Origin of the sequence: Stenotrophomonas sp. MH181796, from assembly GCF_009659995.1 — a bacterium.
Lineage (GTDB): Bacteria > Pseudomonadota > Gammaproteobacteria > Xanthomonadales > Xanthomonadaceae > Stenotrophomonas > Stenotrophomonas riyadhensis.
This window is the reverse complement of sequence record NZ_RAHU01000015.1, coordinates 1-25,000: the sequence shown is the minus strand read 5'-3', so window position 1 is coordinate 25,000 and position 25,000 is coordinate 1. Positions and strand designations below refer to the sequence as shown.

Here is a 25,000-nt window from a genome sequence, read left to right as displayed (position 1 = left end):
GGGGACCATCCTCCAAGGCTAAATACTACTGACCGACCGATAGTGAACCAGTACCGTGAGGGAAAGGCGAAAAGAACCCCGGAGAGGGGAGTGAAATAGAACCTGAAACCGTGTGCGTACAAGCAGTAGGAGCTCCGCAAGGAGTGACTGCGTACCTTTTGTATAATGGGTCAGCGACTTACTGTTCGTGGCAAGCTTAACCGTATAGGGGAGGCGAAGGGAAACCGAGTCTGATAAGGGCGCATAGTCGCGGGCAGTAGACCCGAAACCGGGTGATCTAGTCATGCCCAGGGTGAAGGTGCGGTAACACGCACTGGAGGCCCGAACCCACTCCCGTTGCAAAGGTAGGGGATGAGGTGTGATTAGGAGTGAAAAGCTAATCGAACCCGGAGATAGCTGGTTCTCCTCGAAAGCTATTTAGGTAGCGCCTCATATGTATCCTCTCGGGGGTAGAGCACTGTTATGGCTAGGGGGTCATCGCGACTTACCAAACCATTGCAAACTCCGAATACCGAGACGGACTGTATGGGAGACACACGGCGGGTGCTAACGTCCGTCGTGAAAAGGGAAACAACCCAGACCCACAGCTAAGGTCCCAAATTCACTGCTAAGTGGAAAACCATGTGGAAAGGCACAGACAGCCAGGAGGTTGGCTTAGAAGCAGCCACCCTTTAAAGAAAGCGTAATAGCTCACTGGTCGAGTCGGTCTGCGGGGAAGATTTAACGGGGCTAAGCAGTGAACCGAAGCTTGGGGTGCATACTTTGTATGCGCGGTAGAGGAGCGTTCCGTAAGCCGTTGAAGGTGGATTGAGAAGTCTGCTGGAGGTATCGGAAGTGCGAATGCTGACATGAGTAACGATAATGCGGGTGAAAAACCCGCACGCCGAAAGCCCAAGGTTTCCTTGCGCAACGTTAATCGGCGCAGGGTGAGTCGGCCCCTAAGGCGAGGACGAAAGTCGTAGTCGATGGGAAGCAGGTTAATATTCCTGCACCTCGCGTAAGTGCGATGGAGGGACGGAGAAGGTTAGGTGTACCAGGCGTTGGTTGTCCTGGGGAAAGGCGGTAGGTTTGGATCTTTGGCAAATCCGGGATCCTTTAAGACCGAGCACCGAGACGAGCCTTTATGGCGAAGTCACTGATACCACGCTTCCAGGAAAAGCTCCTAAGCTTCAGCTTACGCAGACCGTACCGTAAACCGACACAGGTGGGTAGGATGAGAATTCTCAGGCGCTTGAGAGAACTCGGGTGAAGGAACTAGGCAACATGGCACCGTAACTTCGGGAGAAGGTGCACCCTTTTTGGTGGCTCATGCGAGCTATAGCTGAAGAGGGTCGCAGTAACCAGGCCGCTGCGACTGTTTATCAAAAACACAGCACTCTGCAAACACGAAAGTGGACGTATAGGGTGTGACGCCTGCCCGGTGCTGGAAGGTTAATTGATGGGGTCAGCCGCAAGGCGAAGCTCTTGATCGAAGCCCCAGTAAACGGCGGCCGTAACTATAACGGTCCTAAGGTAGCGAAATTCCTTGTCGGGTAAGTTCCGACCTGCACGAATGGCGTAACGACAGCGGCGCTGTCTCCACCCGAGACTCAGTGAAATTGAAATCGCTGTGAAGATGCAGCGTTCCCGTGGCAAGACGGAAAGACCCCGTGAACCTTTACTATAGCTTTACACTGAACGTTGAGTTCGTCTGTGTAGGATAGGTGGGAGGCTATGAAACTGTGGCGCTAGCTGCAGTGGAGCCATCCTTGAAATACCACCCTGTCGTGCTTGACGTTCTAACCTGGGCCCATTATCTGGGTCGGGGACCGTGTATGGTGGGTAGTTTGACTGGGGCGGTCTCCTCCTAAAGAGTAACGGAGGAGCTCGAAGGTACGCTCAGCGCGGTCGGACATCGCGCACTGTGTGCAAAGGCATAAGCGTGCTTGACTGCAAGATCGACGGATCAAGCAGGTAGGAAACTAGGACTTAGTGATCCGGTGGTTCTGTATGGAAGGGCCATCGCTCAACGGATAAAAGGTACTCCGGGGATAACAGGCTGATACCGCCCAAGAGTTCATATCGACGGCGGTGTTTGGCACCTCGATGTCGGCTCATCACATCCTGGGGCTGTAGTCGGTCCCAAGGGTATGGCTGTTCGCCATTTAAAGTGGTACGCGAGCTGGGTTCAGAACGTCGTGAGACAGTTCGGTCCCTATCTGCCATGGGCGTTGGAGATTTGAGAGGGGCTGCTCCTAGTACGAGAGGACCGGAGTGGACGAACCTCTGGTGTTCCGGTTGTCACGCCAGTGGCATTGCCGGGTAGCTATGTTCGGAAGCGATAACCGCTGAAAGCATCTAAGCGGGAAGCGCGCCTCAAGATGAGATCTCCCGGGGCACAAGCCCCCTGAAGGAACCATGTAGACTACGTGGTTGATAGGTCAGGTGTGTAAGTACAGCAATGTATTGAGCTAACTGATACTAATGATCCGAGAGGCTTGACCATATAACCTCAAGTTGCCTTGGCTTTACGACAGCGTCGTAAGAGCATCCAAGTGCACGCTACGTCACAAGAACTATGCGAGGCTGGCGCCTTGTCCTCCGGGACGAGTGCGACTCTCCAAAAGCCTCCCTGGTGAAATTAGCGCTGTGGAACCACCCGATCCCATCCCGAACTCGGAAGTGAAACGCAGCTGCGCCGATGGTAGTGTGGCTCAAGCCATGCGAGAGTAGGTCATCGCCAGGGTTTACACCCAAAACCCCGCTGCTTACGCAGCGGGGTTTTTCTTTGTGCGCAGAAAATGCGGGTCGTGCCGGCCGGCGGCCGGCACCCCCGTGGCTGTACACCAACAACCCGGTAGATCCACGCCGTGTGTGGATATTCTCCGCGGGCAGCCAGAGCGCCAACCAAGGTTGGCGTCTACCGAGGGCATGCGGACCCACAGTAGATCCACGCCGTGCGTGGATGGGCTGTCCCTGCGAAGAGCGGTGCCAACCCCGGCAGCAGGCCCAGACAGTGCACGCGGCTGCGGTTGCCGGCCAGAGGCCGGCACTACCCGCAGATCCATGCCGTGCGTGGATGCGGTGCCAGCCAAGGTTGGCACCGCCCCACGGAAGGCCTGGAAGCGGTCTTTTTCTGACCCATCACGCAAAAGCAGGCAAAAAAACGGCGCCCTGCGGGCGCCGTTCTGATCAGGATCGAATTGAAGGCCCGGATCAGGCGGCCCGCGAGACCTCGTGCGGTTCCTGCTGGCGGAAGACCGAGACCGCTTCGGTCAATGTCCAGGCCTGGCTCTGCAGCTCGCGTGCTGCTGCGGTTGCTTCTTCCACCAATGCCGCGTTCTGCTGCGTGGCCTGGTCCATCTGCACCACGGTCTGGTTGATCTGCTCGATACCGATCGACTGCTCCTGCGAGGCCGCCGAGATCTCGCGCATCAGGTGACTGACGTTCTCCACACCACCGGCAATGCCCTGCATGCGCAGACCAGCGTCGGCCACCAGCTGTGCGCCTTCACCGACCTGGCGTCCGGCTTCGTCGATCAGCTTCTTGATCTCCTGCGCGGCGGCGGCTGACCGCTGCGCCAGAACGCGCACTTCGCTGGCCACCACGGCGAAGCCACGGCCCTGCTCGCCGGCGCGGGCGGCTTCCACCGCTGCGTTCAACGCCAGGATATTGGTCTGGAAGGCGATGCCGTCGATCACGCCGGTGATATCGCCGATGCGCTTCGATGCACCTTCAATTGCCTGCATGGTATCGACCACGCGCTGCATGGCGGTGTTGCCGTCACTCGCCGCGCTCTGCGTAGACGCCGCCAGCTCACTGGCCTGACGGGCATGAGCGGCGTTCTGGCGCACGGTGGAGGTCAGCTCCTCCATCGATGCAGCAGTCTCCTGCAGATGCGCGGCCTGGCGTTCACTGCGTTCAGACAGTGCGCCATTGCCGGCGGCGATCTCGCTGGCCGCGGTACTGATCGAGGCCGCACATTGCTGGATGCGCCCGACCATGCGCGCCAGCTGGCCGGCCGTGGCATTCGCATCGCGCTGGATCGCGGCGAAGGCGCCGTGATACTCGCCGTGCATGCGCCGGTCCAGATCGCCATTGGCCAAGGCGGAAAGCATCTGCCGCACCTCGTCGACAGTGCCGCCCAGCGTATCCAGCAGCTGGTTGATGCCACCGGTCAGTCCATCCAGGAAGCTCGCACCTTCGCTCGCCTGCAGACGCTGGTCGAGATCGCCGGCGGCAGCGGCGGCAACAATGCCGGCCACTGCGTTCTCAAGCGACAGTTCATGCGTCCGGTCATGCCATTCCACGGCGAAACCGAGGCGCAGGCCCTGCGCATCGAACACCGGCGTGACCACCTGTGCGAAGTGCACCGGGCCGATCTGCACCTTGCCGTTGTGGGTGACCTGCAGGCCGTTGAGGATCGCGCGGATGCGGTCCGGGTTGGCGTGGAAGCGGTGGATGCTGCTGCCCACCAGGCGCTCGGCATCGAAGTCGGGGAAGGCCTGGCGCAGTGTTGCCTGCTGGTTGCGCAGCAGGGCCACCACCGAGCGGTTCACGTAACGGATCACGTGGTCGTTGTCGGCAATCATCATCGCGGTGCGCGAGGCATCGAGCGCCTGGCGGATCTGCGCATTCTCGGCATGCGCTTCAGCCTCGCGCCCACGCTGCGCCTGTACGTGGCGGGCGGTATCGGCCAGCGCATGGGCCAGCGAACCGGGTGCATAGGCCGCGGTATCTGCATGTGCGCTCAGATCGGTGCCCGTAGCGATATCGCGCGCCAGTGCCGCCAGGCGGCGCGGGCCGTGGCCAAGCGCCTCGGTCTGCTGGCGCAGGCGCAGCGCGACCTGGCCGAGGAACACGGTCAGGCTGGCGAACAGGCCGGCCTGCAGCAACGTCGGTCCCACGGCTGCGCCGTGCAGCAGCGGTACCAGCAGGGCGAGGGTGCCAACACCACCGGCCAGCCATACCGGCAGGCGATCGCGGTGGCTGAGCAGCACGCCCAGCAGCAACGCGATCGGCAACGCTGGCGGCAGGCCGACGATCGCGCACAGCAATGCCAACTGCAGCGACAGCAACAACGCCAGGCCGTTGCGGGCGATGCTGCGGCCCGCCTGTGGACCGGCGAGCCAGAGGGCGGGCAGCACGGCGGCCGCCGCCAACGCGGCGCCCGGTACGTGGGGCCCACGCAGGGCCAGCACCAGGCCAGCCATAGCCAACGCCGCACTGCCGATCAGCAGTCGACGGTCAGCGCGGTGAGCGAGCTGCTGCAGATGCGGCAGGCGAACGGTATCGGGGGGACGGGAGGATGCAGCGGACATCGGCGACTCCTGGATCAGCAGACGACAGCGGCCACGCGGTGACGCACGCATGAGCGCGTGGCCAGGGCAGGGACCGGGAATTCGGGGAATGCGACGCAATCAACGTCGCGGAGACGGGGCACCGTGACCACATCCTGTGGGTGACGGTGCGATGGAGCAGGCATGCGGACTTCCTTGCAGGACCAGACACACGCCGCAGGTCCGACCGGACCTGCGTGCTGCGGACGCAGGGGCCCGCAACTGATGTATCGGCCGCAAACGCGCGGAGTGAAGCGCGCGGATACCTTTGCTCAGCCCGCGTTGCCGTTGCTGAAGAAGTGCAGGATCACGCCCGCGATCTGTTGCGGGTCTTCCATGTGCAGGTGATGATTGCCGGGAAACACCGCCAGCCGTCCATCACGCAGGTGCTGCAGGCGATCGCTGCGCATCGGCTCGGGATAATAGGACTGCGCCGGCGTGGCATAGATCACCTGTGTCGGGCAGGCGATGGCCTGCAGCAGGTTGTCGATCTGGCCTTCACTGAGGCGGATCGCGGTGGGCAGCATCAGGCGTGGATCGCTGCACCAGCGGTAGCCGCCTTCAACCGGTTCCACGCCACGCTCGACCAGCAGGCGTGCGCAGCCTTCGCTGAGCTGGTTGGTCATCATCCGCGCACGGATGGGTGCGGCCAGATCGGGAAACACGCGCAGCTGCTTGCGTGCCAGTGCGCGCGTGGCATTCACATGCTCGCGCAGGCGGTTGGCGGTTTCTTCCTCGGGACCACGCAGGCCGCCGAGTGCTTCGATCGCCACCAGGCGCTCGACGCGATCACTGACCGAGGCGGTGAGGCTGGCGATGCCGGCGCCCATTGAATGGCCGAGCAGGCTGAAACGGTCCCAGCCCAGTGCATCGGCCACATCGAGCACGTGGCAGATGGCGGCGGCCGTGGTGTAGCTGGCACCGGCCGGCAGATGTGCGCTGTGACCGTGGCCGGGCAGATCGATGGCCACCAGCTGCAACGACGACAGGTGCGGCGCCAGCGGCACGAAGCTGGCCGCGTTGTCGAGCCAGCCATGCAGGGCCAGCACGCGCGGGCCGTCGGCGTGGTTGCGCAGACCGGCGACGCGCGCGCCAGCGACCTCCAGCTCAAACGGTTGCAGACTCATGCCAGCGAGGCCACGGCCAGCCGCGCAAGCGCACGTGCGTGCTCCGGTTCGGCGTTGAGGCAGGGGATGTAACGCATCGTCGCGCCGCGCTCGGCCAGTGTTTCGGTGAAGCCCAGTGCCACTTCTTCCAGCGTTTCCAGACAGTCGGTGGCGAAGCCGGGGCAGACCACGTCGATCTGCTTCACGCCGGATTCGGCCAGCGCCCACAGGCTCGGCTCGGCATACGGCTGCAGCCAGCGCTCGCGGCCGAAGCGCGACTGGTAGCCCATCTGCCACTCGTCCCTGCCCAGGCCCAGCGCGTTGGCGATGGCCTGTGCGCTGGCTTCGCAGCGCTGCGGATACGGATCGCCCCCATCAGCCAGGCGCTGCGGAATGCCATGAAAGGAGAACATCAGTTTCTGGCCACGGCCGTGCTGTTCCCAGTAACGCTGGATGGAACCGGCCGCGGCCTCGACCCAGCCCGGGTCGACCGAATAGTCGCGCACCAGGCTGACGGTGACGCCAGGATTGCGGCGCTGCCAGGCATCAACACGGTCTTCGACCGAGGCGGTGGTGGTGGTGGAGTACTGCGGATACAACGGCAGCACCACGATGCGGCGCGCGCCTTCGGCGGCCAGGCGGTCGAGCTCGCTGGCCAGGGCCGGTTTGCCGTAGCGCATCGCGTGGCGCACTTTCAGGGTCGGCAGCAGGGCCTGCATGGCCTGCGCCAGCTGACGCGTATGCACCATCAGCGGTGAGCCCTCCGGCAGCCAGACCTGGGCGTACTTGGCCGCTGAACGGCTGCTGCGCAGCGGCAGGATCAGTCCGCGCAGCAACGGCTGCCACAGCAGTGCCGGGATCGAGACCACGCGGGGGTCGGACAGGAATTCAGCCAGGTAACGGCGTACGGCGGGAGCCGTCGGCGTCTCGGGCGTGCCTAGGTTGACCGCCAGCACGGCGGTATCGGGTGCGTCGAGCATAAGCGGTATTGTCGCCGATCCGGTGCCGCGCCGGGATGCAGGGTTCGGATTGCTGGCATAGCGCGCATCAATGTGAGCAGGGAACGCTCATTGGGGATTCATGACAACACTACTAATTTCAGTCACTTGCTATATCTTCCTATGGACTGACTTCTGGAGCCTGCCATGCGTCGCCCGATCCAAGCCCTGCTGATCGCCGCCAGCCTGCTGTCCAGCCAGGCCATGGCCGGACCGCAGGAAGACCAGCGTGCGCGCAATGCCGTGCGCGTGCTGGCTGAAATCCAGGAAATCCCTGAACAGGGCATTCCGGACAAGTTGCTCGACGAAGGCCGCGCGGTCATCGTCATTCCCGACACGATCAAGGCCGGTCTGGTCATTGGTGGCCGTCGGGGCCACGGCCTGATGTCGGTGCGCATGCCCAATGGCGCGTGGTCCAGCCCGGTATTCGTCAAGCTGACCGGTGGCAGCATCGGCTTCCAGGCCGGCGTGCAGTCTTCCGACGTAGTGCTGGTGTTCCGCAACGACCGCAGCCTGGACAACCTGGTCAACGGCAAGTTCACGCTGGGCGCCGACGCAGGCGTTGCCGCCGGTCCGGTGGGCCGCAACGCCGCCGCGGCCACCGACGGCCAGCTGAAGGCCGAGATCTGGTCCTGGTCGCGCGCGCGCGGCCTGTTTGCGGGCGTCGCCCTCGATGGTGCGGTGCTGCAGATCGATGATGCCGCCAACCTTGACGCCTACGGCAGCAACACTACGCCGCGCATGATCTTTGAAGGCCGTGCCGCCGGTTCGCCGTCGATGGATGTGGTCGCGTTCCGCGACCGCCTGGAAGAGGCCACCTACGCCGCCCGCAACAACCGCAACGGGAACGGTGGCAACGCGCCGCGCCCGGCAGCGGCCCCGGCGGCAGCTCCGGCGCCTGTTCAGGCAGCGCCGGCCGCCCCCGCTGAAGCTACCACGGCGCCGCTGCAGAACGTGCCGCAGAACCCGCCGCAGCAGCAGCAGGGCTTCCAGCCGGTCAACGACGGCGAGATCCGCACGGAAACGCTGGGCGGAAACTGACTTTCGTCACGCGCGCCGGCTAACACCCGGTGCGCTATGCTCGACAGCCTGATCACTAACGTAACGAGCGTCTTTATGGGCAGTTTCAGCATCTGGCATTGGTTGGTCGTGCTGGCCATCGTCCTGCTGGTGTTCGGCACCAAGCGCCTGACCAGTGGCGCCAAGGATCTCGGTTCGGCGGTCAAGGAATTCAAGAAGGGCATGCGCGACGAGGACAAGCCGAACGCGCAGCTGGGCGATGAATCGCGCAGCCAGGACGCCTCGCGCGCCGCGCAGGACGAGCACGACCGTAACGCTCGCTGATCCGGAGCGGTCGCGGTGTTTGATATCGGCTTCAGCGAGCTGCTGGTGATTGCGGTGGTCGCCCTGGTGGTGCTCGGTCCCGAGCGCCTGCCCAAGGCGGCCCGCTTCGCCGGCCTGTGGGTGCGACGTGCCCGTAATCAGTGGGATTCGGTGAAACAGGAACTGGAGCGCGAACTGCAGGCCGAGGACATCAAGCGGCAGATGCAGGACGTGCGCCAGGGCATGCAGGACACCGAGAACCAGCTGCGTGCCAGCGGCGAAGCGATCCGTCGCGAAGCCCAGCAGGCGCAGCAGCAGGGTGATGACCTGGTGCAGGAAGTACGCGCGCCGGCGCCCGCGGATCTTCCGCCGCACATGAGCACCGCGCCCGACGCCGATGTGCCCGTACCGGAGAGCGCTGCTCCCGAGCCGGCGCCGGCAACACCCCCTGAAGCCGGTGCGACGCCGCCGCAGAGCACGGAGCGCCAGCCATGAGTGAACAGGATTTCGGCGAAAGCTCGCTGGTTGAGCATCTGGTGGAACTGCGTGGCCGCCTGGTACGCGCATTGCTGGGACTGGGCGTGGTGCTGCTGGGCCTGCTGCCGTTTACCCAGAAGCTCTACAACGCACTGGCCGAACCGCTGGTCTCGCAGCTGCCGAACGGGCAGACGATGATCGCCACCAATCCGGCCGGTGCCTTCTTCGCACCGCTGAAGCTGACTTTCTTCGTGGCCCTGTTCGTGGCCGTGCCGTGGCTGCTGTACCAGCTGTGGGCCTTCGTCGCGCCCGGCCTGTATGCGCGCGAGAAGCGCCTGGCGGTGCCGTTGCTGGTGTCCTCGGTGCTGCTGTTCTACACCGGCTGTGCCTTTGCCTACTTCCTGGTGCTGCCGGCGGTGTTCCACTTCCTCACCACCTTCAGCCCGGACGTGATCGCGATCACCCCGGATGCGAACGCCTACCTGGATTTCGTGCTGGCGATCTTCTTCGCTTTCGGCGGCAGTTTCGAGCTGCCGGTGGCGATGGTGATCCTGGTGCTGCTGGGCTGGGTGACGCCGCAGCAGTTCAAGGAAGGCCGCGGTTACGCGATCGTCGGCATCTTCGTGGTGGCGGCGGTGCTGACCCCACCGGACGTGGTCTCGCAGCTGATGCTGGCGATCCCGATGTGCCTGCTCTACGAGCTGGGCATCCACGCCGCACGCTGGCTGGTGCCGTCGTCGGTAGTGAAGAAACCCGCCGCCTGAAAGAAAAAAGGGGACGGAGGGGATTAAGTCGTTCATGCCCAGTGTGTGCAGCTAACGACTTAATCCCCTCCGTCCCCTTTTTCCGTCAGGCGTGGAACACGTCGCTCGAGGTCGGCGTGGTCGGGATCGGTGGTGCGGCGCGGCTGCCGCGGTGCACGAACATCTGCTTCCATGCGGCGTAGACCGCGCCGACATACAGCGGCATCAGCACCGTGGTCAGCACCAGCTGGGCGATGAAGGCGGCGGCCAGCGGGCCACCGATCAGCATCGCGATCTGGATCACGATCACGAACAGGATGTACATGCAGAACGCGGCGATCAGGCCGAGTACGGCGAACACGAACATCGCGCCGATGTTCTCGATGCAGCCCTGCAGGCTCAGGCGCAGCGCATGCATGCCGCTCTGCTTGTCGAACACCACCAGCGCCGGCTGGGTGAACATCGCCAGCGACAGTGCCACCGCGCTCAGGAACACCAGCAGCATCCACAGCGCGATGCGCTTGGCCGGCAGGTTGGCGACCAGCGCGGCCGCATCATCCGGCTTGATCTGCTGGCCACTGCGGCTGATCTCTTCCATCTTGGTCATGACCTCGCTGAAGGCGGTGAAGCCCTCGCGGCCGATCATCATGAACAACAGCGCGCCCAGCAGCAGGACCGCCAGCACCTGGATCGCCAGCGGCACCAGCAGGTGGCTGACGCGGTGGTCGCGGATCGGCTGCAGCAGGTGCGAGGCCAGGCCCGGGCGGCCTTCGTCGATCTCGCCCACGGCGTACAGCATGCCGCCGAACATGATCGGCGAAATGGCCAGGGTCATCAGCTGCACGGCCATGCCGGCGGCGCCGGGAATCAAGGTCGACAGCAGGGTCACCACCCAGCTCACCAGCAGCCAGGTCAGGCCGATCCGGGCCAGCTGCAGCGGCGCACGCCGGTACAGGGAGAACGTATCCAGCAACCACTGGGCGCCCGCCGAGGCCGGCAGCTTGCGAATCTCTTTCATGGACATCCGGGAAGGACAGGAGGGGGCCGGGCGGCTGCCCGTGCCGCCGATTATCCCTGTTTTGCCACCGGCTGGGCTGAAGACAGCCGCGCCTGGCGGACGAAGCGGCGCAACAGCTGGCGGGCCAGCGGTGCGGCGCTGACCGCGCGCTCGATGCTGCGGGCGCAGCCGCCGTGGCGGCCGATGCAGTCGGCGCGGGCGCGCACGTAGCCGCGCATGTGGTGGGTGGCGAATTCCGGATGGAACTGCACGCCCCACGCCTGGCGGCCCCAGCGGAAGGCGTGGCAGCCGTCCAGCGGCGAGCGTGCCAGCACTTCGGCACCTTCCGGCGCGCGCAGCACAGTCTGCAGGTGGGTGGCATGGGCGGCGAAATGCTGCGGCAGGCCCTGGAACAGCGGGTCCTGCGCGGCCTGCGGCTGCAGTTCCAGCTCGATCGTGCCGGACTCGCGGCCAGCCGGGTTGTAGGCCACCTCGCCACCCAGCGCGTGCGCCAGCAGCTGGTGGCCGTAGCAGATGCCGAACACGGGCAGGTCGTCGTGCGCGGTCTGGCGCAGCCATGCGGCGCTGCGCTCACTCCATTCGGCGTGGTCGGTGACGAAGGCGGCCGAGCCGGTCACCAGCACGCCAGCGAAGCCATGCGGGTCGGGCAGGGCATCCCCGTGTTCGACATCGACCACCACCGTCTCGTGCTCTTCCAGCCCGGCGGCGACGCGGATCCAGTGCGGAAAGCGCCCGTAGCGGCGCAGCGACGGTACCGGGCGGCCGGTTTCAAGGATCAGGAACGGGGCTGGGTTCATCCGGGGGCGGCAGGACTGACAGGACTTCCTCGATTGTAGTCAGCCCCTGCGCCACCTTTTCAAGCCCGGCCTGACGCAGGGTTCGCAGCCCTTCAGCCCGCGCGGCACGGGTGAAACCGGCCAGATCCATGTCGGCGCGGATCTGCCCGCGCAGCCGCGAGCCCAATGGCAGCAACTCATACAGGCCGATGCGGCCGAGGAATCCGGTGCGCCGGCATTCCAGGCAACCGACCGGCCGACAGGGCGTGGCGGCATCTGGATATGCAGCTTGGCTATCAGCCAGCACCGCCCAATCGGCGGCGCCGAGGCTGTGTGGCTGCTTGCAGTGCGGGCACAGCGTGCGCACCAGGCGCTGGGCGAGGATGCCGTTGAGGGTGCTGGCCAGCAGGTAGTGCGGCACGCCGAGGTCGAGCAGGCGGGTGACCGCCGAGGGCGCGTCGTTGGTATGCAGGGTGGACAGCACCAGATGGCCGGTCAGCGAGGCCTGCACCGCCATCTGCGCGGTTTCCAGGTCGCGGATCTCGCCGATCATGATGATGTCCGGGTCCTGCCGCAGCAGGGTGCGCACGCCGCTGGCGAAGTCCAGGTCGATGTTGGTCTGCACCTGCATCTGGTTGAACTCGGGCGCGATCATCTCGATCGGGTCCTCCACCGTGCACACGTTCACGTCCGGCGTGGCCAGCCGCTTCAGCGTGGAGTACAGGGTGGTGGTCTTGCCCGAGCCGGTCGGGCCGGTGACCAGCACGATGCCGTGCGGGCGCTCGACCAGTGCATTCCAGCCCGCCGCCTCCTGCGGGCTGAAACCGAGCTGGTCGATGCTCTTGAAGGCGGCATCCGGGTCGAAGATGCGCATCACGCACTTCTCGCCGAAGGCGGTGGGCATGGTCGACAGGCGCATCTCGACCTCGCGGCCGCCCGGCGAACGGGTCTTGATGCGGCCATCCTGCGGGCGCCGGCGCTCGGCCAGGTCCATGCGGCCGAGCACCTTGATGCGGCTGACCACGGCGGTCATCACCGCTGGCGGCACCTCGAACACCTTGTGCAGCACGCCGTCGATGCGGAAGCGCATGCGTCCCATCTCGCGGCGCGGCTCCAGGTGGATGTCCGAAGCGCGCTGTTCATAGGCGTACTGCAGCAGCCAGTCGACGATATGCACGATGTGCTGGTCGTCGGCATTGACGTCGCCGGTGCGGCCCAGCTCCACCAGCTGCTCGAAGCTGGGCAGGGTGGTGTTGGCTTCGCCGCGCACGTCACCCCGGGCGCCGCGCACCGAGCGGGTCACCCCGTAGAACTCCATGGTGTAGCGGTGCAGGTCGAGCGGATTGACCACTGCCAGTTCGATGCGGCGCCGGGTCAGGTGCTGCAGGTCGCGGCGCCATTCCTGTACCAGCGGCTCGCTGGTGGCCACCAGCACGCGCTCGGCATCCACTGCCAGCGGCAGGAAGCGATGCCGGCGCGCGTAGGCATGGGAGACCAGCGCGGTGACCGCGGCGACGTCGACCCGGGTCGGGTCGATGCGCAGGTAGCGGCTGCCGGTGCGCTGCGCCAGCCATTCGGTGAGGCGCTCCAAGGTCAGTTCGCCACCGCCGCTGGTGGCCAGCTTGAGGTTGGACAGCAGCACCAGCGGGTGCACTTCACTGGCGTTGCGCGCGCCCTGCGCGGAAAAGCGCATGCGCTCGCGGTCCTGCTCGGCCACCAGGCCATCGGCAATCAGGGCTGCGGCAATCTGCTCGAAATGCAGCCGTCCCCAGGGCAGCGCGACGCCGCCCGCTTCGCCGGGCGTGCCGACCGGCAGCCGATGTTCCATCTGCCTGCTCCTCCCGGGTACGGAATGCCCCGCAGGTCGGCCGTTATACTAGCGCACCCCCTTTGCCGGCCAAGAATCGTCCGCATGTCCGCGACCCCGACCGTTCCGATCACCTTCCAGGGCCTGATCCAGACCCTGAACCAGTTCTGGGCCCAGCAGGGCTGCGTGCTCATCCAGCCGCTCGACCTGGAGGTGGGCGCCGGTACCTTCCACCCGGCCACCTTCCTGCGTGCGATCGGTCCGGAAAGCTGGAACGCGGCCTACGTGCAGCCCTCGCGGCGCCCGACCGACGGCCGCTACGGCGAGAACCCGAACCGCCTGCAGCGCTACTACCAGTACCAGGTGGCGATGAAGCCGGCGCCGGACAACATCCAGCAGCTGTACCTGGATTCGCTGAAGGCACTGGGCATCGATCCGCTGGTGCACGACCTGCGTTTCGTCGAGGACAACTGGGAATCGCCGACGCTGGGCGCCTGGGGCCTGGGCTGGGAAGTCTGGCTCAACGGCATGGAAGTGACCCAGTTCACCTACTTCCAGCAGGCCGGTGGCCTGGAGTGCCGCCCGGTGCTGGGCGAGATCACCTACGGTCTCGAGCGCCTGTGCATGTACCTGCAGAACTGCGACAACGTCTACGACCTGGTCTGGACCTACGGCCCGGACGGCCAGCCGGTGACCTACGGCGACGTCTACCACCAGAACGAGGTGGAGCAGAGCACCTACAACTTCGAATACGCCGACGTGGAAGAGATGTTCCACCGTTTCGACGCCTGCGAACGCGAAGCGCAGAAGCTGGTGGAAGTGAACCTGCCGCTGCCGGCCTACGAGCAGGTGATGAAGGCCAGCCACACCTTCAACCTGCTGGATGCGCGCCGCGCGATCAGCGTGACCGAGCGCCAGCGCTACATCCTGCGCGTGCGCGCGCTGGCCCAGGCGGTGGCCAAGGCGTATTACGAGCAGCGCGAGAAGCTGGGCTTCCCGGGCGCGAAGAAGGCCTGACGGCCGCTCTCCCCCTTACTCCGGGGCGCCGGACGCGTCGCGCGCTGCGCCCCCACCACAGGATTGAAACGATGAGCCAACTGTCCCCCCTGCTGATCGAACTGGGCACCGAGGAGCTGCCGGTCAAGGCGTTGCCGGGCCTCGCCCAGGCGTTCTTCGATGGCGTTGTCGACGGCCTGCGCAAGCGCGGCGTCGCACTGGAGCTGGGCGATGCGCGTCCACTGTCGACCCCGCGCCGCCTGGCCGTGCTGCTGCCGGGTGTCGGCCTGGAACAGCCGGAACAGCACAGCGAAGTGCTGGGCCCGTACCTGAACATCGCGCTGGACGCCGAAGGCCAGCCGACCAAGGCCCTGCAGGGCTTCGCCGCCAAGGCCGGGATCGACTGGACCGCGCTGGAGAAGACCACCGACAACAAGGGTGAGCGCTTCGTGCACCGCGCGGTGACCCCGGGCGCGAGCACCGCCAGCCTGCTGCCGGAGATCCTGCGCGAGGCGATCGCGGCGATGCCGATTCCCAAGCCGATGCGCTGGGGCGACCATGCCTGGGGCTTCGCGCGCCCGGCGCATTGGCTGGTGCTGCTGCACGGTGCCAACGTGGTCGAGGCCGAGCTGTTCGGCCTGCAGGCCGGCCGCGTCAGCCGTGGCCATCGTTTCCACCACGACCAGGCCGTGTCGCTGGCACAGCCGCAGGACTACGTTGAAGCTCTGCGCGCCGCGTTCGTGCTGGTCGACCCGAGCGAGCGTCGCGCGCGCATCGTCGCCGAGGTCGAGGCCGCTGCGGCCAGGGCCGGTGGCAGCGCCCGCATCACCGACGACAACCTGGAACAGGTGGTGAACCTGGTCGAGTGGCCGTCTGCAGTGCTGTGCAGCTTCGAACGTGCGTTCCTGGCGGTGCCGCAGGAAGCGCTGATCGAGACGATGGAGATCAACCAGAAGTTCTTCCCGGTGCTGGATGCCGCTGGCACCCTGACCGAGAAGTTCATCGGCATCGCCAACATCGAATCGAAGGACGTGGCCGAAGTGGCCAAGGGCTACGAGCGCGTGATCCGCCCGCGCTTCGCCGATGCCAAGTTCTTCTTCGACGAGGACCTGAAGCAGGGCCTGGTGTCGATGGGCGACGGCCTGAAGACGGTGACCTACCAGGCCAAGCTGGGCAGCGTGGCCGACAAGGTGGCGCGCGTGGCCGCCCTGGCCGAAGTGATCGCACCGCAGCTGGGTGCCGACGCCGGGCAGGCCAGGCGTGCCGCCGAACTGGCCAAGAACGACCTGCAGTCGCGCATGGTCAACGAGTTCCCGGAGCTGCAGGGCATCGCTGGCCGCCACTACGCCGTGGCCGGTGGCGAACCGGAAGAAGTGGCGCTGGCCATCGACGAGGCCTACCAGCCGCGTTTCGGCGGTGACGACATCGCGCTGTCACCGCTGGGCAAGGTGCTGGCCATTGCTGAACGCGTGGACACGCTGGCCGGCGGTTTCGCCGCAGGCCTGAAGCCGACCGGCAACAAGGACCCGTTCGCCCTGCGCCGCAATGCGCTGGGCCTGGCCCGCACGATCATCGAAAGCGGCTACGAGCTGGACCTGCGCGCGCTGCTGGCCAGCGCCAACGCCGGCCTGGCCGCGCGCAACGTGCAGGCCGACGTCGGTGAGCTGTACGACTTCATCCTCGACCGCCTGAAGGGCTACTACAGCGACAAGGGCGTGCCGGCCACGCACTTCAACGCGGTGGCCGAGCTGAAGCCGGCCTCGCTGTACGACTTCGACCGCCGCCTGGATGCGATCGGCACCTTCGCCGCGCTGCCGGAAGCCGAGGCGCTGGCTGCGGCCAACAAGCGCATCCGCAACATCCTCCGCAAGGCCGAAGGCGACATTCCGGCCCAGATCGACCCGGCGCTGCTGCAGGAAGACGCCGAGCGCGCGCTGGCTGAAGCCGTCACCGCGGCCATCGACGACACCGGCGCCAGCCTGCAGCACAAGGACTACGTGGCTGTGCTGGCACGCCTGGCCCGCCTGCGCCCGCAGGTCGACGCGTTCTTCGACGGCGTGATGGTCAATGCGGAAGATCCGGCGCTGCGCGGCAACCGCCTGGCGCTGCTGACCATGCTGGGCGAGCGCCTGGGCAAGGTCGCGGCGATCGAGCATCTGTCGAGCTGATGCCCGTACCGGTAGTGCCGGCCGCTGGCCGGCATTGCCACCGCGCATCGGATCGATCTGTGGGTTGCCGGCCAGCGGCCGGCACTACCGGATCACCGCTGGCGGATGTCCATCGGGGTCATTGCCGGCATCGCGCACGATGCCGGCAACCTCGCCTTCGATTGCGATGATCGCCACAAAGGCGCGTATTTTGACCGCCACTTAACAACCGATCCCGAATGACGTGATGCATTTCGCATCGTCACCTTCGGTCGGTATGCTGTGCCGCATGCAGCCAAAGAAATACGCCCTGCCGCTGATGGTCCTGTCGCTGGCCGCCACCTCCGTGGTCCACGCGCGCGGCACCATCGACAAGGTGGACATCAAGGGATTGGACAAGGGCGACGACGCCGCAATCATCGAGAACATCCAGGAATCGCTGTCGCTGTACGACACGATCGGCAAGGAACAGGGCGAATCGCGCCTGGAGTACCTGCTGTCCCAGGCCGAGCGGCAGACCCGCCAGGCACTGGAACCGTTCGGGTACTACAACCCGGTGATCAAGGTCGAGGCGCCGCGCGAGGACGAGCATGTCCGCGTGCTGATCCACGTCGACAAGGGCACCCCGGTCACCGTGCGCCGCGAGCACATCGACATCACCGGCCCGGCGATGTACGACCAGTACCTGCAGGACGACCTGGCCGCGTTCAAACCGCGCAAGGGCCAGCGCTTCGTGCATACCCAGTACGAAGCCAGCAAGATCACCATTACACGCCGCCTGGCCGAGCGCGGCTACTTCGACGCCGACTACACCCAGCGCCAGGTGCAGATCACCCGCGCCGACAATGCCGCCGATATCGACCTGACCTGGGACAGCGGCCGCCGCTACAACATGGGCCCGGTGCGCTTCGAACAGGATTACTTCGTCGACAAGCTGTTCGATCCGCTGGTGTACTGGGACCAGGGCAGCTACTACCACGAGGGCAAGCTGGACCGCCTGCGGCAGTCGTTGACCAAGCTGGACTATTTCAGCGTGATCGACATCCAGCCGCGCCCGGACGAGGCCGACGAGAACGGCGACGTGCCGGTGGACGTGAAGCTGACCCGCGCCAAGCGCACGATCTATACCGCCGGTCTGAGCTACGGCAGCGAAAGCGGCCCGGGCGTGCGCGGGGGCATCGAGCGGCGGTTCCTGAACAACCGCGGCCACAAGATGAACACGCAGCTGGACTATGCGCAGAAGCGCAAGAGCCTGGTCACCAGCTACCGTATCCCGGCGTTCAACTGGCTCGATGGCTGGTACACCTTCGCCGCCAGCGCGTACGACGAGCAGACCGACTACATCGACCTGCGCAACTTCAAGCTGATTGCCAGCCGCAGCGGCGAGATCAACGAGCACTGGACCGCGATCGCCTCCATCAATGCGCTGCGCGAGCGCTGGCGCTATGCCTCAGGCACCGAGTTCACCAGTGCGGTGTACAACACGTCGACGCTGGTCTACCCGCAGATGGTTGCCGACTACGTCAACGTCGATGACGAGATGTTCCCGCGCAAGGGCATCAGCGGTACCGCGACGATGCGTGCCGGCGTCGAAGGTGCCGGCTCGGACACCAGTTTCGTGCAGGCCAATGCCGTGCTGCGCTGGTACATCCCGGTGGGCGAAAGCAACCGCCTGATCCTGCGTGGCGAAGGCGGCACCACCTGGACCAGCGATCTGGTGGCAATGCCGCCCAGCCTGCGCTACTTCGCCGGCGGTGACCGCAGCATCCGTGGCTATGCCTACCGCGAAGTCGGTCCGCGGACCCCGGCACCGGACAAGTACGCGCTCGGGGCCAAGAACCTGGTGATCGGCTCGGCCGAGTACGAGCACTATTTCAATGGCGGCCCCTGGGGCGCGGCGGTGTTCGTCGATACCGGCAGTGCCTTCGACAACACCATCGACCTGCATACCGGCGTTGGCTTCGGCGTGCGCTGGAAATCGCCGGTGGGCCCGGTGCGCATCGACGTGGCGCACGGCCTGAACAACCCGGATTCGCAGTTCCAGCTGTACCTGAACATCGGAGCGGACCTGTGAGCACGCCCGCACCGACTCCGACCCCGAATACGCCGCCGCCGCGCGTGCGCTTCTATCGTCGCCGCCGCTTCTGGGCATGGTCCGGCGCCGGCGTGATCGGCCTGGTGCTGCTGGCCCTGCTGGCGGTGTACTGGCTGCTGCAGACCGTGGCCGGCCGCGACGTGCTGCTGGCACAGGTGGTGGCGCGGCTGCCCGTGGGCGCCAGCTTCACCTGGGACAAGGTGGACGGCCCGGTGGCCGGTCCGCTGACCCTGTACAACGTCGACTTCCGCTACGACGACATCCATTTCCACGCCGAGCGTGCCCATCTGGAGCCGGACCTGCGCCCGCTGCTGGGCCGCAAGCTGCTGCTGGACAAGCTGGAGCTGACCAACGCGACGTTGAACCTGGCCAAGAGTGACGAGCCGTTCAAGCTGCCGTCGTGGCCCGATTCGCTGCCGCAGATCGAAATGCCGCTGGCGATCCAGGCCGATGCCATTGCCATCGACGGCTTCCGCATCAGCCAGGCCAACGAGCCGGTGATCGACATCAGCCGTGTGCGTGGTGGCATCGAGATCGCCAACGGCGAGTTCCAGGCGCACAAACTGGTCGTGGACAGCGACATGGGCAATTTCACCGCCCAGGGCCGCTACATCCCGGCCAAGGACTACGACACCGACGTGACCGTCACCGCAGTGTTGCCGGCCCCGCGTGGCCGTACCGCAGCGACGGTGGGGCTGGTGGCACGCGGTGACCTGTCGCACATGGAAGTGGCGGTGGCCGGGCGTGCGCCGAAGCCGCTGCACGCGATGCTGGTGTTCGATGGCCGCACCGACCCGACCTGGAGCGCCACGGTGCGCAGCGACGAACTGGACCTGGCGCTGCTGTCACCGGCGTTGGCCAGCTCGGCGATCGCACCGCTGGCGCTGGACTTCACCGCCGCCGGCAAGGGCGGCAACGCCAACCTGCGTGGCAAGGTGAAGCAGGGCGATCACGAACTGGAACTGGCACCGTCGGTGGTGTCGTTGCAGGACCAGGTCCTGAAGGTCTCGCCGCTGCTGGTGAAGGGCCTCGGTGGCGAAGCCCGCCTGGAGGGCACGGCCGATTTCAGCCAGGAAGACCAGCAGAAGCTCAATTTTTCGGTGGTCGCACACGATCTGACCTACGTGCCGGCGCCCGATCCGAACACCGCCGGCAGCGCACCGGTGCCGGTGACCCTGAAGGAAGCGCGCTTCGGCCTCGCCGGTACCCTGAAGGCCTGGGCCGCGATCGGCCGCGCCGAGGTCGAGCGTGACGCGCAGAAGGCGCAGCTGCGCTTCGACGTGCGCGGCAACGACCAGGCCGCGTCGATCCACCAGCTGCAGGCGCAGACCCCGGGTGGCCAGCTGCAGGTGGAAGGCCAGGTGGCCTGGGCGCCGCAGCTGGACTGGGACGCCAAGGCCACGCTGAAGGACTTCGACCCCGGCTATTTCGTGCCAGGCTGGAACGGTCGCCTGTCCGGCAACCTGGCCTCCAAGGGACGCCAGCTGCCGCCGCCGGCCAATGCCGCGCCTGGCACCGCCGGTACGCTGGAAGCCACGGTTGACCTGCCGTCGCTGAAAGGCGTGCTGCGCCAGCGCAACCTCGACGCACAGGGCAAGTTCGCGCTGCAGGGCGAGCAGGGCCAGGGTGACCTGAAACTGTCGCTGGGCAGCAGCCGGGTGACCGCTTCAGGCAAGGTCGGTGACCGCCTCGACATCGATGCGCGCTTCGAGCCGCTGCAGTTGAGCGACCTGTTGCCGGGCGCCGATGGTGGCCTGCGTGGCCAGGTGCAGGTGAAGGGCCCGCGCGATGCGCCGGACATCACCGCCGACCTGGTTGGCAACAATCTCAACTGGGACGGCTACGGCGCCGAGAGCGTGAGCATCAAGGGCCACCTGCCGTGGCGCGGCGACAGCGGCACGCTGGCGGTGCAGGGCCAGCAGGTCAATGCCGGCATGCTGCTGGAACGCTTGAACGTGGATGCGCAGGGGAGTGTCTCCAACCTGCGCCTGGCGGCGCAGGCCCGCAACGAGATGGGGGCGGTCGAGCTGCAGGGCAGTATCCGCCAACAAGGCGCGCAATGGCGTGGCGAGCTGGCCGCGCTGCGCATCGCACCGGTGAAGGGCGATGCCTGGTCGCTGCGTGCGCCGGCGGCGTTCGCGATCAATGGCAGCAGCTACACGCTGGGCGAAGCCTGTCTGGCCGCCGCCAGCAGCGGTGCACTGTGTGCACAGGCCAACTGGCCACGCGAGGGCCTGGTGGTACGAAGTGATGCGCTGCCGCTGGCGCTGGTGCAGCCATGGTTGCCGCCGCAGTCCGGTCGTCGCATCTACCTGCGCGGCGATGTCAGCCTGGACGCGCAGATCCGCCCGCGCGGCAACGCCTGGGAAGGCCACGTGGAAGTGCGCTCGAAGGAAGGCGGCGTGCGCCTGGGCGAGAGCCGCAACACCGTGGGCGATACCACCCGTGGCGAACTGGTGCGCTATGACCAGTTCTCGCTGAAGCTCGACATGACCCCGGCCAGCATCAAGGGCTACCTGGGCATGGGCTTCCAGGGCAACGGCTTCGTCGATGCGAAGATGCAGACCGGCTGGGAAGCCAGCGCGCCGTTGAACGGCGAGCTCTACCTCAACATGTCGCGGCTGTACTGGCTGGAGCTGTTCTCGCCGGACATCGTGCGCCCCACCGGCCTGATCGAAGGCCACGTCAGCCTGCGTGGCACGCGTGGCCAGCCGTCGCTGGGCGGTGATGCGCAGCTGAGCAACTTCAAGGGCGAATTCCCCGCGCTCGGCCTCACTTTCGATCAGGGCAAGGGCAGCTTCGTCGCCCAGCCCGACGGTTCGGCCAAGATCACCGCGCAGGCCAACTCGGGCCAGGGCACGCTGTATGTCGACGGTGGCCTGTCGTGGTTCGGTGATGCACAGCCGCTGCAGCTGAAGATCCACGGCGAGAACGTGCTGCTGTCCAACACCAGTGAACTGCGCATCGTCGCCAATCCCAACCTCGACTTCACCCTGGCCAAGGCGGCGATGGAGCTGCGCGGTACCGTGCACGTGCCCGAAGCGGACATCGACATCGAGCGGCTGGACCGCGGCACCTCGGTGTCTGAAGACGTGGTGGTGCTCGATCCGGCCGACCCGGAAGAGTCACGCACCTCGCCGCTGGACATGGATCTGGTGGTCAGCCTCGGCGACAAGGTGAAGATGACCGGCTTCGGGCTGAAGGGCGCGCTGACCGGCAAGATGCAGGTCTGGGCCAAGCCCGGCCGCGAGATGACCGCCAATGGTGGGCTGGAAGTGAGCGGCCGCTACAAGGCGTATGGGCAGGACCTGACCATCACCCGTGGCAACCTCACCTGGAACTACAACGCGGTGTCCGACCCGCGCGTCAACATCCGTGCCGAGCGCCGGGTCGGTGATGTCACCGCCGGCATCGACGTCACCGGACGTGCGCAGCAGCCGCGTGCCGATGTGTGGTCCGATCCGGCGATGTCGCAGTCCGAAGCGCTGGCCTACCTGGTGCTGGGACGCAGCCTGACCGGTGCCAGCAGCGACCAGACCCAGCAGGTCAACGCGGCCTCGGCGGCACTCTCTGCAGGCAGTGGCCTGCTGGCCTCGCAGCTGGGCGCCAAGCTGGGCCTGGACGATGCCGGCGTAAGCCAGTCGCGCGCGCTGGGTGGCTCGGTGATCGGTGTCGGCAAGTACATCTCGCCCAAGCTGTACGTCGGTTACGGCGTGTCGCTGGTCGGTGCCGGTTCGGTGATCACGCTGAAGTACCTGCTGCGTCGCGGCTTCGACGTGGAAGTGGAATCGAGCACGGTGGAAAACCGCGGTTCGATCAACTGGCGGCGGGAGAAGTAACGATGCGGTAGTGCCGGCCGCTGGCCGGCAACTGCACCGTATCTCCCGAGTTGCGTGGGTTGCCGGCCAGCGGCCGGCACTACCGTGCACGACGCCCCCAACCATCGGCCGTTGCCCCATCCGGCCCCAACGGCTATGGTCCCGGGCTGTTCTGTCGTACCGGATTGCCCCATGTCACCACGCAAAGCCCTTCCCACCGCCCTGGCCCTGGGCCTGACCCTCGCCGCCGGTGCCCACGCCGATGAAGGCATGTGGATGCCGACCCAGCTGCCGGAACTGGCCAAGCCGCTGCAGGCCGCAGGCTTCAAGGGCAATCCGGCCGACCTGGCCAACGTCACTGCGCCGCCGCTGAGCGCGGTGGTGCGTGCCGGTGGTGGCACCGGCTCGTTCGTGTCCAGCGACGGCCTGCTGCTGACCAACCACCACGTGGCGATGGGCGTGATCCAGTACAACAGCTCGCCCGAGCACGACCTGATCAACGGTGGCTTCATCGCCAGGGACCGCGCCGACGAGCGCCCGGCCAACCCGGACTTCCGCGTACTGGTCACCGTCGGCTTCGACAAGGTGACCGACCAGGTGCTGGCGCAGGCGCGTGGCAAGACCGGCCGTGCCTACTTCAATGCCGTGGATGCGGCCAGCAAGCAGATCGTGGCCGAGTGCGAGAAGGACGGCAGCGTGCGCTGCTCGGTGGCCAACATGTACTACGGCACCGATTTCTACCGCATCGCCCAGCTGGAACTGAGCGACGTGCGCCTGGTGTACGCGCCGCCGCGTGCGATCGGCAACTATGGCGATGAAATCGACAACTTCATGTGGCCGCGCCACACCGGCGACTTCACCCTGCTGCGCGCCTATGTCGGCAAGGACGGCAAGCCGGCCGCGTACAGCAAGGACAACGTGCCCTACCAGGCGCCGGCGCACCTGCAGATGTCGGTGGAAGGCCCGAAGGAAGGTGACTACGCGATGCTGGCCGGATATCCGGGCATCACCTACCGCCACCGTACCGCGGCCGAATTCGCTGGCCAGATCGATACCGTGCTGCCGCGCCGCGTATCGGTGTTCCAGCAGATGATCGACACCATCGAGGCCGCCAGTGCCAAGGACGCGCAGGCGCGCACCCGCTATGCCTCGCAGCTGCAGTCGCTGAAGAACAACCGCAAGCGCGCCGCCGGTGAGCTGGAAGGCCTGCTGCGCAGCGACGCCAAGGCCCAGCGTGCCGCCGACGAGACAGCGATGCTGGCTGCCACCGACCGCAAGTACCAGGGCGATATCAAGGCGCTGCTGACCAACCTGACGCAGGGCGCGGCGGTGGGCGAGCGTGACCTGCTGCTGGACCAGATGGCCGCACAGAGCCAGCTGCTGCGCTCGGCGCTGCTGCTGGAACGCCTGCGCATTGAATCGGCCAAGCCGGACGCGCAGCGCGAGAGCGGTTTCCAGCAGCGCGACCAGGCGATGATCGAAGGCGTGCTCAAGCAGGTCCAGCGCCGTTACGCACCGGAAGTCGAGAAGGCGCTGCTGACCACCCTGCTGACCCGCTACCAGCAGCTGCCGGACGCGCAGCGCGTGGCCGAGTTCGATACGGCCTTCGGTCGTACCCCGGAGCAACTGGCAGCGGCGCTGGATACCCTGTATGCCGGCACCCAGCTGGGTGAGGAGGCACAGCGCCTGTCCCGTTTCGCTGCTGCGCGCGAAGGCAAGGCGCTGGCCGCCGATCCGCTGATCACCGTGGCCGGCCCGCTGGTGGCCGCGCAGCTGCGCATCGAGAACGAAAGCAAGACCCGCGAAGGCGAGCAGCTGCGCCTGCGCCCGGCCTACATGCAGGCGCTGTTCGCCTGGCGTGCCAAGCAGGGCCGCGCGGTGTACCCGGATGCCAACCGCACCCTGCGCATCAGCTACGGCAAGGTCGAGGCGCTGCATCCGCGCGACGGCGTGACCTACTCGCCGGTGACCACCGTGGCCGGCATCGTCGAGAAGAACACCAACGCCTATCCGTTCGATGCGCCCAAGCCGCTGCTGGCCGCGATCGCCAAGGGTGACTTCGGCAGCACCGCCGACCCGGCGCTGAAGACCCAGACGGTCAACTTCCTGACCAACCTGGATACCACCGGCGGCAACTCCGGCTCGCCGGTGCTCAACGCCAAGGGCGAACTGATCGGCCTGAACTTCGACAGCAACTGGGAATCGGTCAGCGCCAGCTGGTGGTTCGACCCGCGCTACAAGCGCGCCGTGCACGTGGACATGCGCTACCTGCGCTGGCTGCTGGCCAAGGTCTACCCGGCGCCGGAACTGCTGAAGGAAATGGGCGTGCCGGCCCAGTAAGAAGCCGGCCACGTGTAACGGCGCGCGATAAATCGCC

General features: G+C 66.1%; 15 protein-coding genes and 2 rRNA genes (1 of these 17 cut by a window edge). 11 read left to right on the top strand and 6 right to left on the bottom strand.

The features are described from left to right. Both D5301_RS23695 and rrf read left to right on the top strand, forming a co-directional pair. A 23S ribosomal RNA gene (locus tag D5301_RS23695) occupies positions 1-2,485 on the top strand; it begins 393 nt to the left of the window's first position. Between the two features lie 125 nt (positions 2,486-2,610). Then, a 5S ribosomal RNA gene (rrf, locus tag D5301_RS23690) occupies positions 2,611-2,725 on the top strand. 470 nt (positions 2,726-3,195) lie between these two features. On the opposite strand, the gene D5301_RS23685 is transcribed toward rrf, so the two are convergent. From D5301_RS23685 to hemH, 3 genes are all read right to left on the bottom strand, one after another. Continuing rightward, positions 3,196-5,301: a methyl-accepting chemotaxis protein gene (locus tag D5301_RS23685; RefSeq protein ID WP_153857054.1), complete on the bottom strand. Its 2,106-nt coding sequence runs from the start codon at positions 5,299-5,301 to the stop codon at positions 3,196-3,198. Between the two features lie 290 nt (positions 5,302-5,591). Beyond that, positions 5,592-6,446 carry an alpha/beta hydrolase gene (locus D5301_RS23680; protein WP_153857053.1) on the bottom strand — a complete coding sequence of 285 codons (855 nt, stop codon included), beginning with the start codon at positions 6,444-6,446 and terminating at the stop codon, positions 5,592-5,594. Continuing rightward, positions 6,443-7,405: a ferrochelatase gene (gene hemH / locus D5301_RS23675; protein ID WP_110714195.1), complete on the bottom strand. Its 963-nt coding sequence runs from the start codon at positions 7,403-7,405 to the stop codon at positions 6,443-6,445. Before hemH ends, D5301_RS23680 begins: the two co-directional genes overlap by 4 nt. A gap of 165 nt (positions 7,406-7,570) precedes the next feature. Between hemH and D5301_RS23670 the strand changes: the two genes are divergently transcribed. The 4 genes from D5301_RS23670 to tatC all read left to right on the top strand — a co-directional run bounded on the left by D5301_RS23670 (position 7,571) and on the right by tatC (position 9,987). Continuing rightward, positions 7,571-8,464, top strand: coding sequence for a YSC84-related protein (locus D5301_RS23670; RefSeq protein ID WP_110714194.1), 894 nt, complete (start codon positions 7,571-7,573; stop codon positions 8,462-8,464). A gap of 75 nt (positions 8,465-8,539) precedes the next feature. Further along, positions 8,540-8,767 (top strand): Sec-independent protein translocase subunit TatA, encoded by a 228-nt coding sequence (tatA, locus tag D5301_RS23665; RefSeq protein WP_032128453.1) that lies wholly within the window; start codon positions 8,540-8,542, stop codon positions 8,765-8,767. Positions 8,768-8,782: 15 nt separating this feature from the next. Further along, positions 8,783-9,241, top strand: a complete 459-nt coding sequence (gene tatB / locus D5301_RS23660) for a Sec-independent protein translocase protein TatB (protein WP_110714193.1) — start codon at positions 8,783-8,785, stop codon at positions 9,239-9,241. Further along, the gene (tatC, locus tag D5301_RS23655; RefSeq protein WP_110714192.1) at positions 9,238-9,987 is read left to right on the top strand and encodes a twin-arginine translocase subunit TatC; all 750 of its coding nucleotides are present in this window, start codon (positions 9,238-9,240) and stop codon (positions 9,985-9,987) included. Before tatB ends, tatC begins: the two co-directional genes overlap by 4 nt. 85 nt (positions 9,988-10,072) lie before the next feature. Here tatC and D5301_RS23650 read toward each other — a convergent pair whose 3' ends face one another. Genes D5301_RS23650 through D5301_RS23640 form a run of 3 tightly spaced genes read right to left on the bottom strand, consistent with a single transcriptional unit; the run spans position 10,073 to position 13,588 of the window. Beyond that, complete coding sequence (locus D5301_RS23650; protein WP_110714191.1) at positions 10,073-10,984, bottom strand: BPSS1780 family membrane protein; 912 nt, start codon at positions 10,982-10,984, stop codon at positions 10,073-10,075. Between the two features lie 50 nt (positions 10,985-11,034). Continuing rightward, complete coding sequence (locus D5301_RS23645; protein ID WP_094002232.1) at positions 11,035-11,781, bottom strand: glutamine amidotransferase; 747 nt, start codon at positions 11,779-11,781, stop codon at positions 11,035-11,037. Further along, a complete protein-coding gene (locus tag D5301_RS23640; RefSeq protein WP_153857052.1) occupies positions 11,753-13,588 on the bottom strand; it encodes a GspE/PulE family protein in 1,836 nt (611 codons plus the stop codon). The genes D5301_RS23645 and D5301_RS23640 overlap by 29 nt, the downstream gene beginning before the upstream one ends. An 84-nt stretch (positions 13,589-13,672) precedes the next feature. Between D5301_RS23640 and glyQ the strand changes: the two genes are divergently transcribed. From glyQ to D5301_RS23615, 5 genes are all read left to right on the top strand, one after another. Then, positions 13,673-14,584 (top strand): glycine--tRNA ligase subunit alpha, encoded by a 912-nt coding sequence (gene glyQ / locus D5301_RS23635; RefSeq protein WP_006403404.1) that lies wholly within the window; start codon positions 13,673-13,675, stop codon positions 14,582-14,584. Between the two features lie 71 nt (positions 14,585-14,655). Further along, a complete protein-coding gene (gene glyS / locus D5301_RS23630) occupies positions 14,656-16,731 on the top strand; it encodes a glycine--tRNA ligase subunit beta (protein WP_153857051.1) in 2,076 nt (691 codons plus the stop codon). Positions 16,732-16,987: 256 nt separating this feature from the next. After that, positions 16,988-18,784 carry an autotransporter assembly complex family protein gene (locus tag D5301_RS23625; protein WP_110714188.1) on the top strand — a complete coding sequence of 599 codons (1,797 nt, stop codon included), beginning with the start codon at positions 16,988-16,990 and terminating at the stop codon, positions 18,782-18,784. After that, positions 18,781-22,644 carry a translocation/assembly module TamB domain-containing protein gene (locus tag D5301_RS23620; RefSeq protein ID WP_180854136.1) on the top strand — a complete coding sequence of 1,288 codons (3,864 nt, stop codon included), beginning with the start codon at positions 18,781-18,783 and terminating at the stop codon, positions 22,642-22,644. Before D5301_RS23625 ends, D5301_RS23620 begins: the two co-directional genes overlap by 4 nt. A 171-nt stretch (positions 22,645-22,815) precedes the next feature. After that, positions 22,816-24,963: a S46 family peptidase gene (locus tag D5301_RS23615; protein ID WP_153857050.1), complete on the top strand. Its 2,148-nt coding sequence runs from the start codon at positions 22,816-22,818 to the stop codon at positions 24,961-24,963. Positions 24,964-25,000 lie beyond the last annotated feature (37 nt).

Coding starts and splice junctions, on each gene's coding strand:
- D5301_RS23625 (WP_110714188.1), top strand. CDS start 16,988: ATGCTGTGCCGCATGCAGCCAAAGAAATACGCCCTGCCGCTGATGGTC.
- tatA (WP_032128453.1), top strand. CDS start 8,540: ATGGGCAGTTTCAGCATCTGGCATTGGTTGGTCGTGCTGGCCATCGTC.
- D5301_RS23650 (WP_110714191.1), bottom strand. CDS start 10,984: ATGAAAGAGATTCGCAAGCTGCCGGCCTCGGCGGGCGCCCAGTGGTTG.
- D5301_RS23645 (WP_094002232.1), bottom strand. CDS start 11,781: ATGAACCCAGCCCCGTTCCTGATCCTTGAAACCGGCCGCCCGGTACCG.
- D5301_RS23685 (WP_153857054.1), bottom strand. CDS start 5,301: ATGTCCGCTGCATCCTCCCGTCCCCCCGATACCGTTCGCCTGCCGCAT.
- tatC (WP_110714192.1), top strand. CDS start 9,238: ATGAGTGAACAGGATTTCGGCGAAAGCTCGCTGGTTGAGCATCTGGTG.
- glyS (WP_153857051.1), top strand. CDS start 14,656: ATGAGCCAACTGTCCCCCCTGCTGATCGAACTGGGCACCGAGGAGCTG.
- glyQ (WP_006403404.1), top strand. CDS start 13,673: ATGTCCGCGACCCCGACCGTTCCGATCACCTTCCAGGGCCTGATCCAG.
- D5301_RS23670 (WP_110714194.1), top strand. CDS start 7,571: ATGCGTCGCCCGATCCAAGCCCTGCTGATCGCCGCCAGCCTGCTGTCC.
- hemH (WP_110714195.1), bottom strand. CDS start 7,405: ATGCTCGACGCACCCGATACCGCCGTGCTGGCGGTCAACCTAGGCACG.
- D5301_RS23615 (WP_153857050.1), top strand. CDS start 22,816: ATGTCACCACGCAAAGCCCTTCCCACCGCCCTGGCCCTGGGCCTGACC.
- D5301_RS23680 (WP_153857053.1), bottom strand. CDS start 6,446: ATGAGTCTGCAACCGTTTGAGCTGGAGGTCGCTGGCGCGCGCGTCGCC.
- D5301_RS23640 (WP_153857052.1), bottom strand. CDS start 13,588: ATGGAACATCGGCTGCCGGTCGGCACGCCCGGCGAAGCGGGCGGCGTC.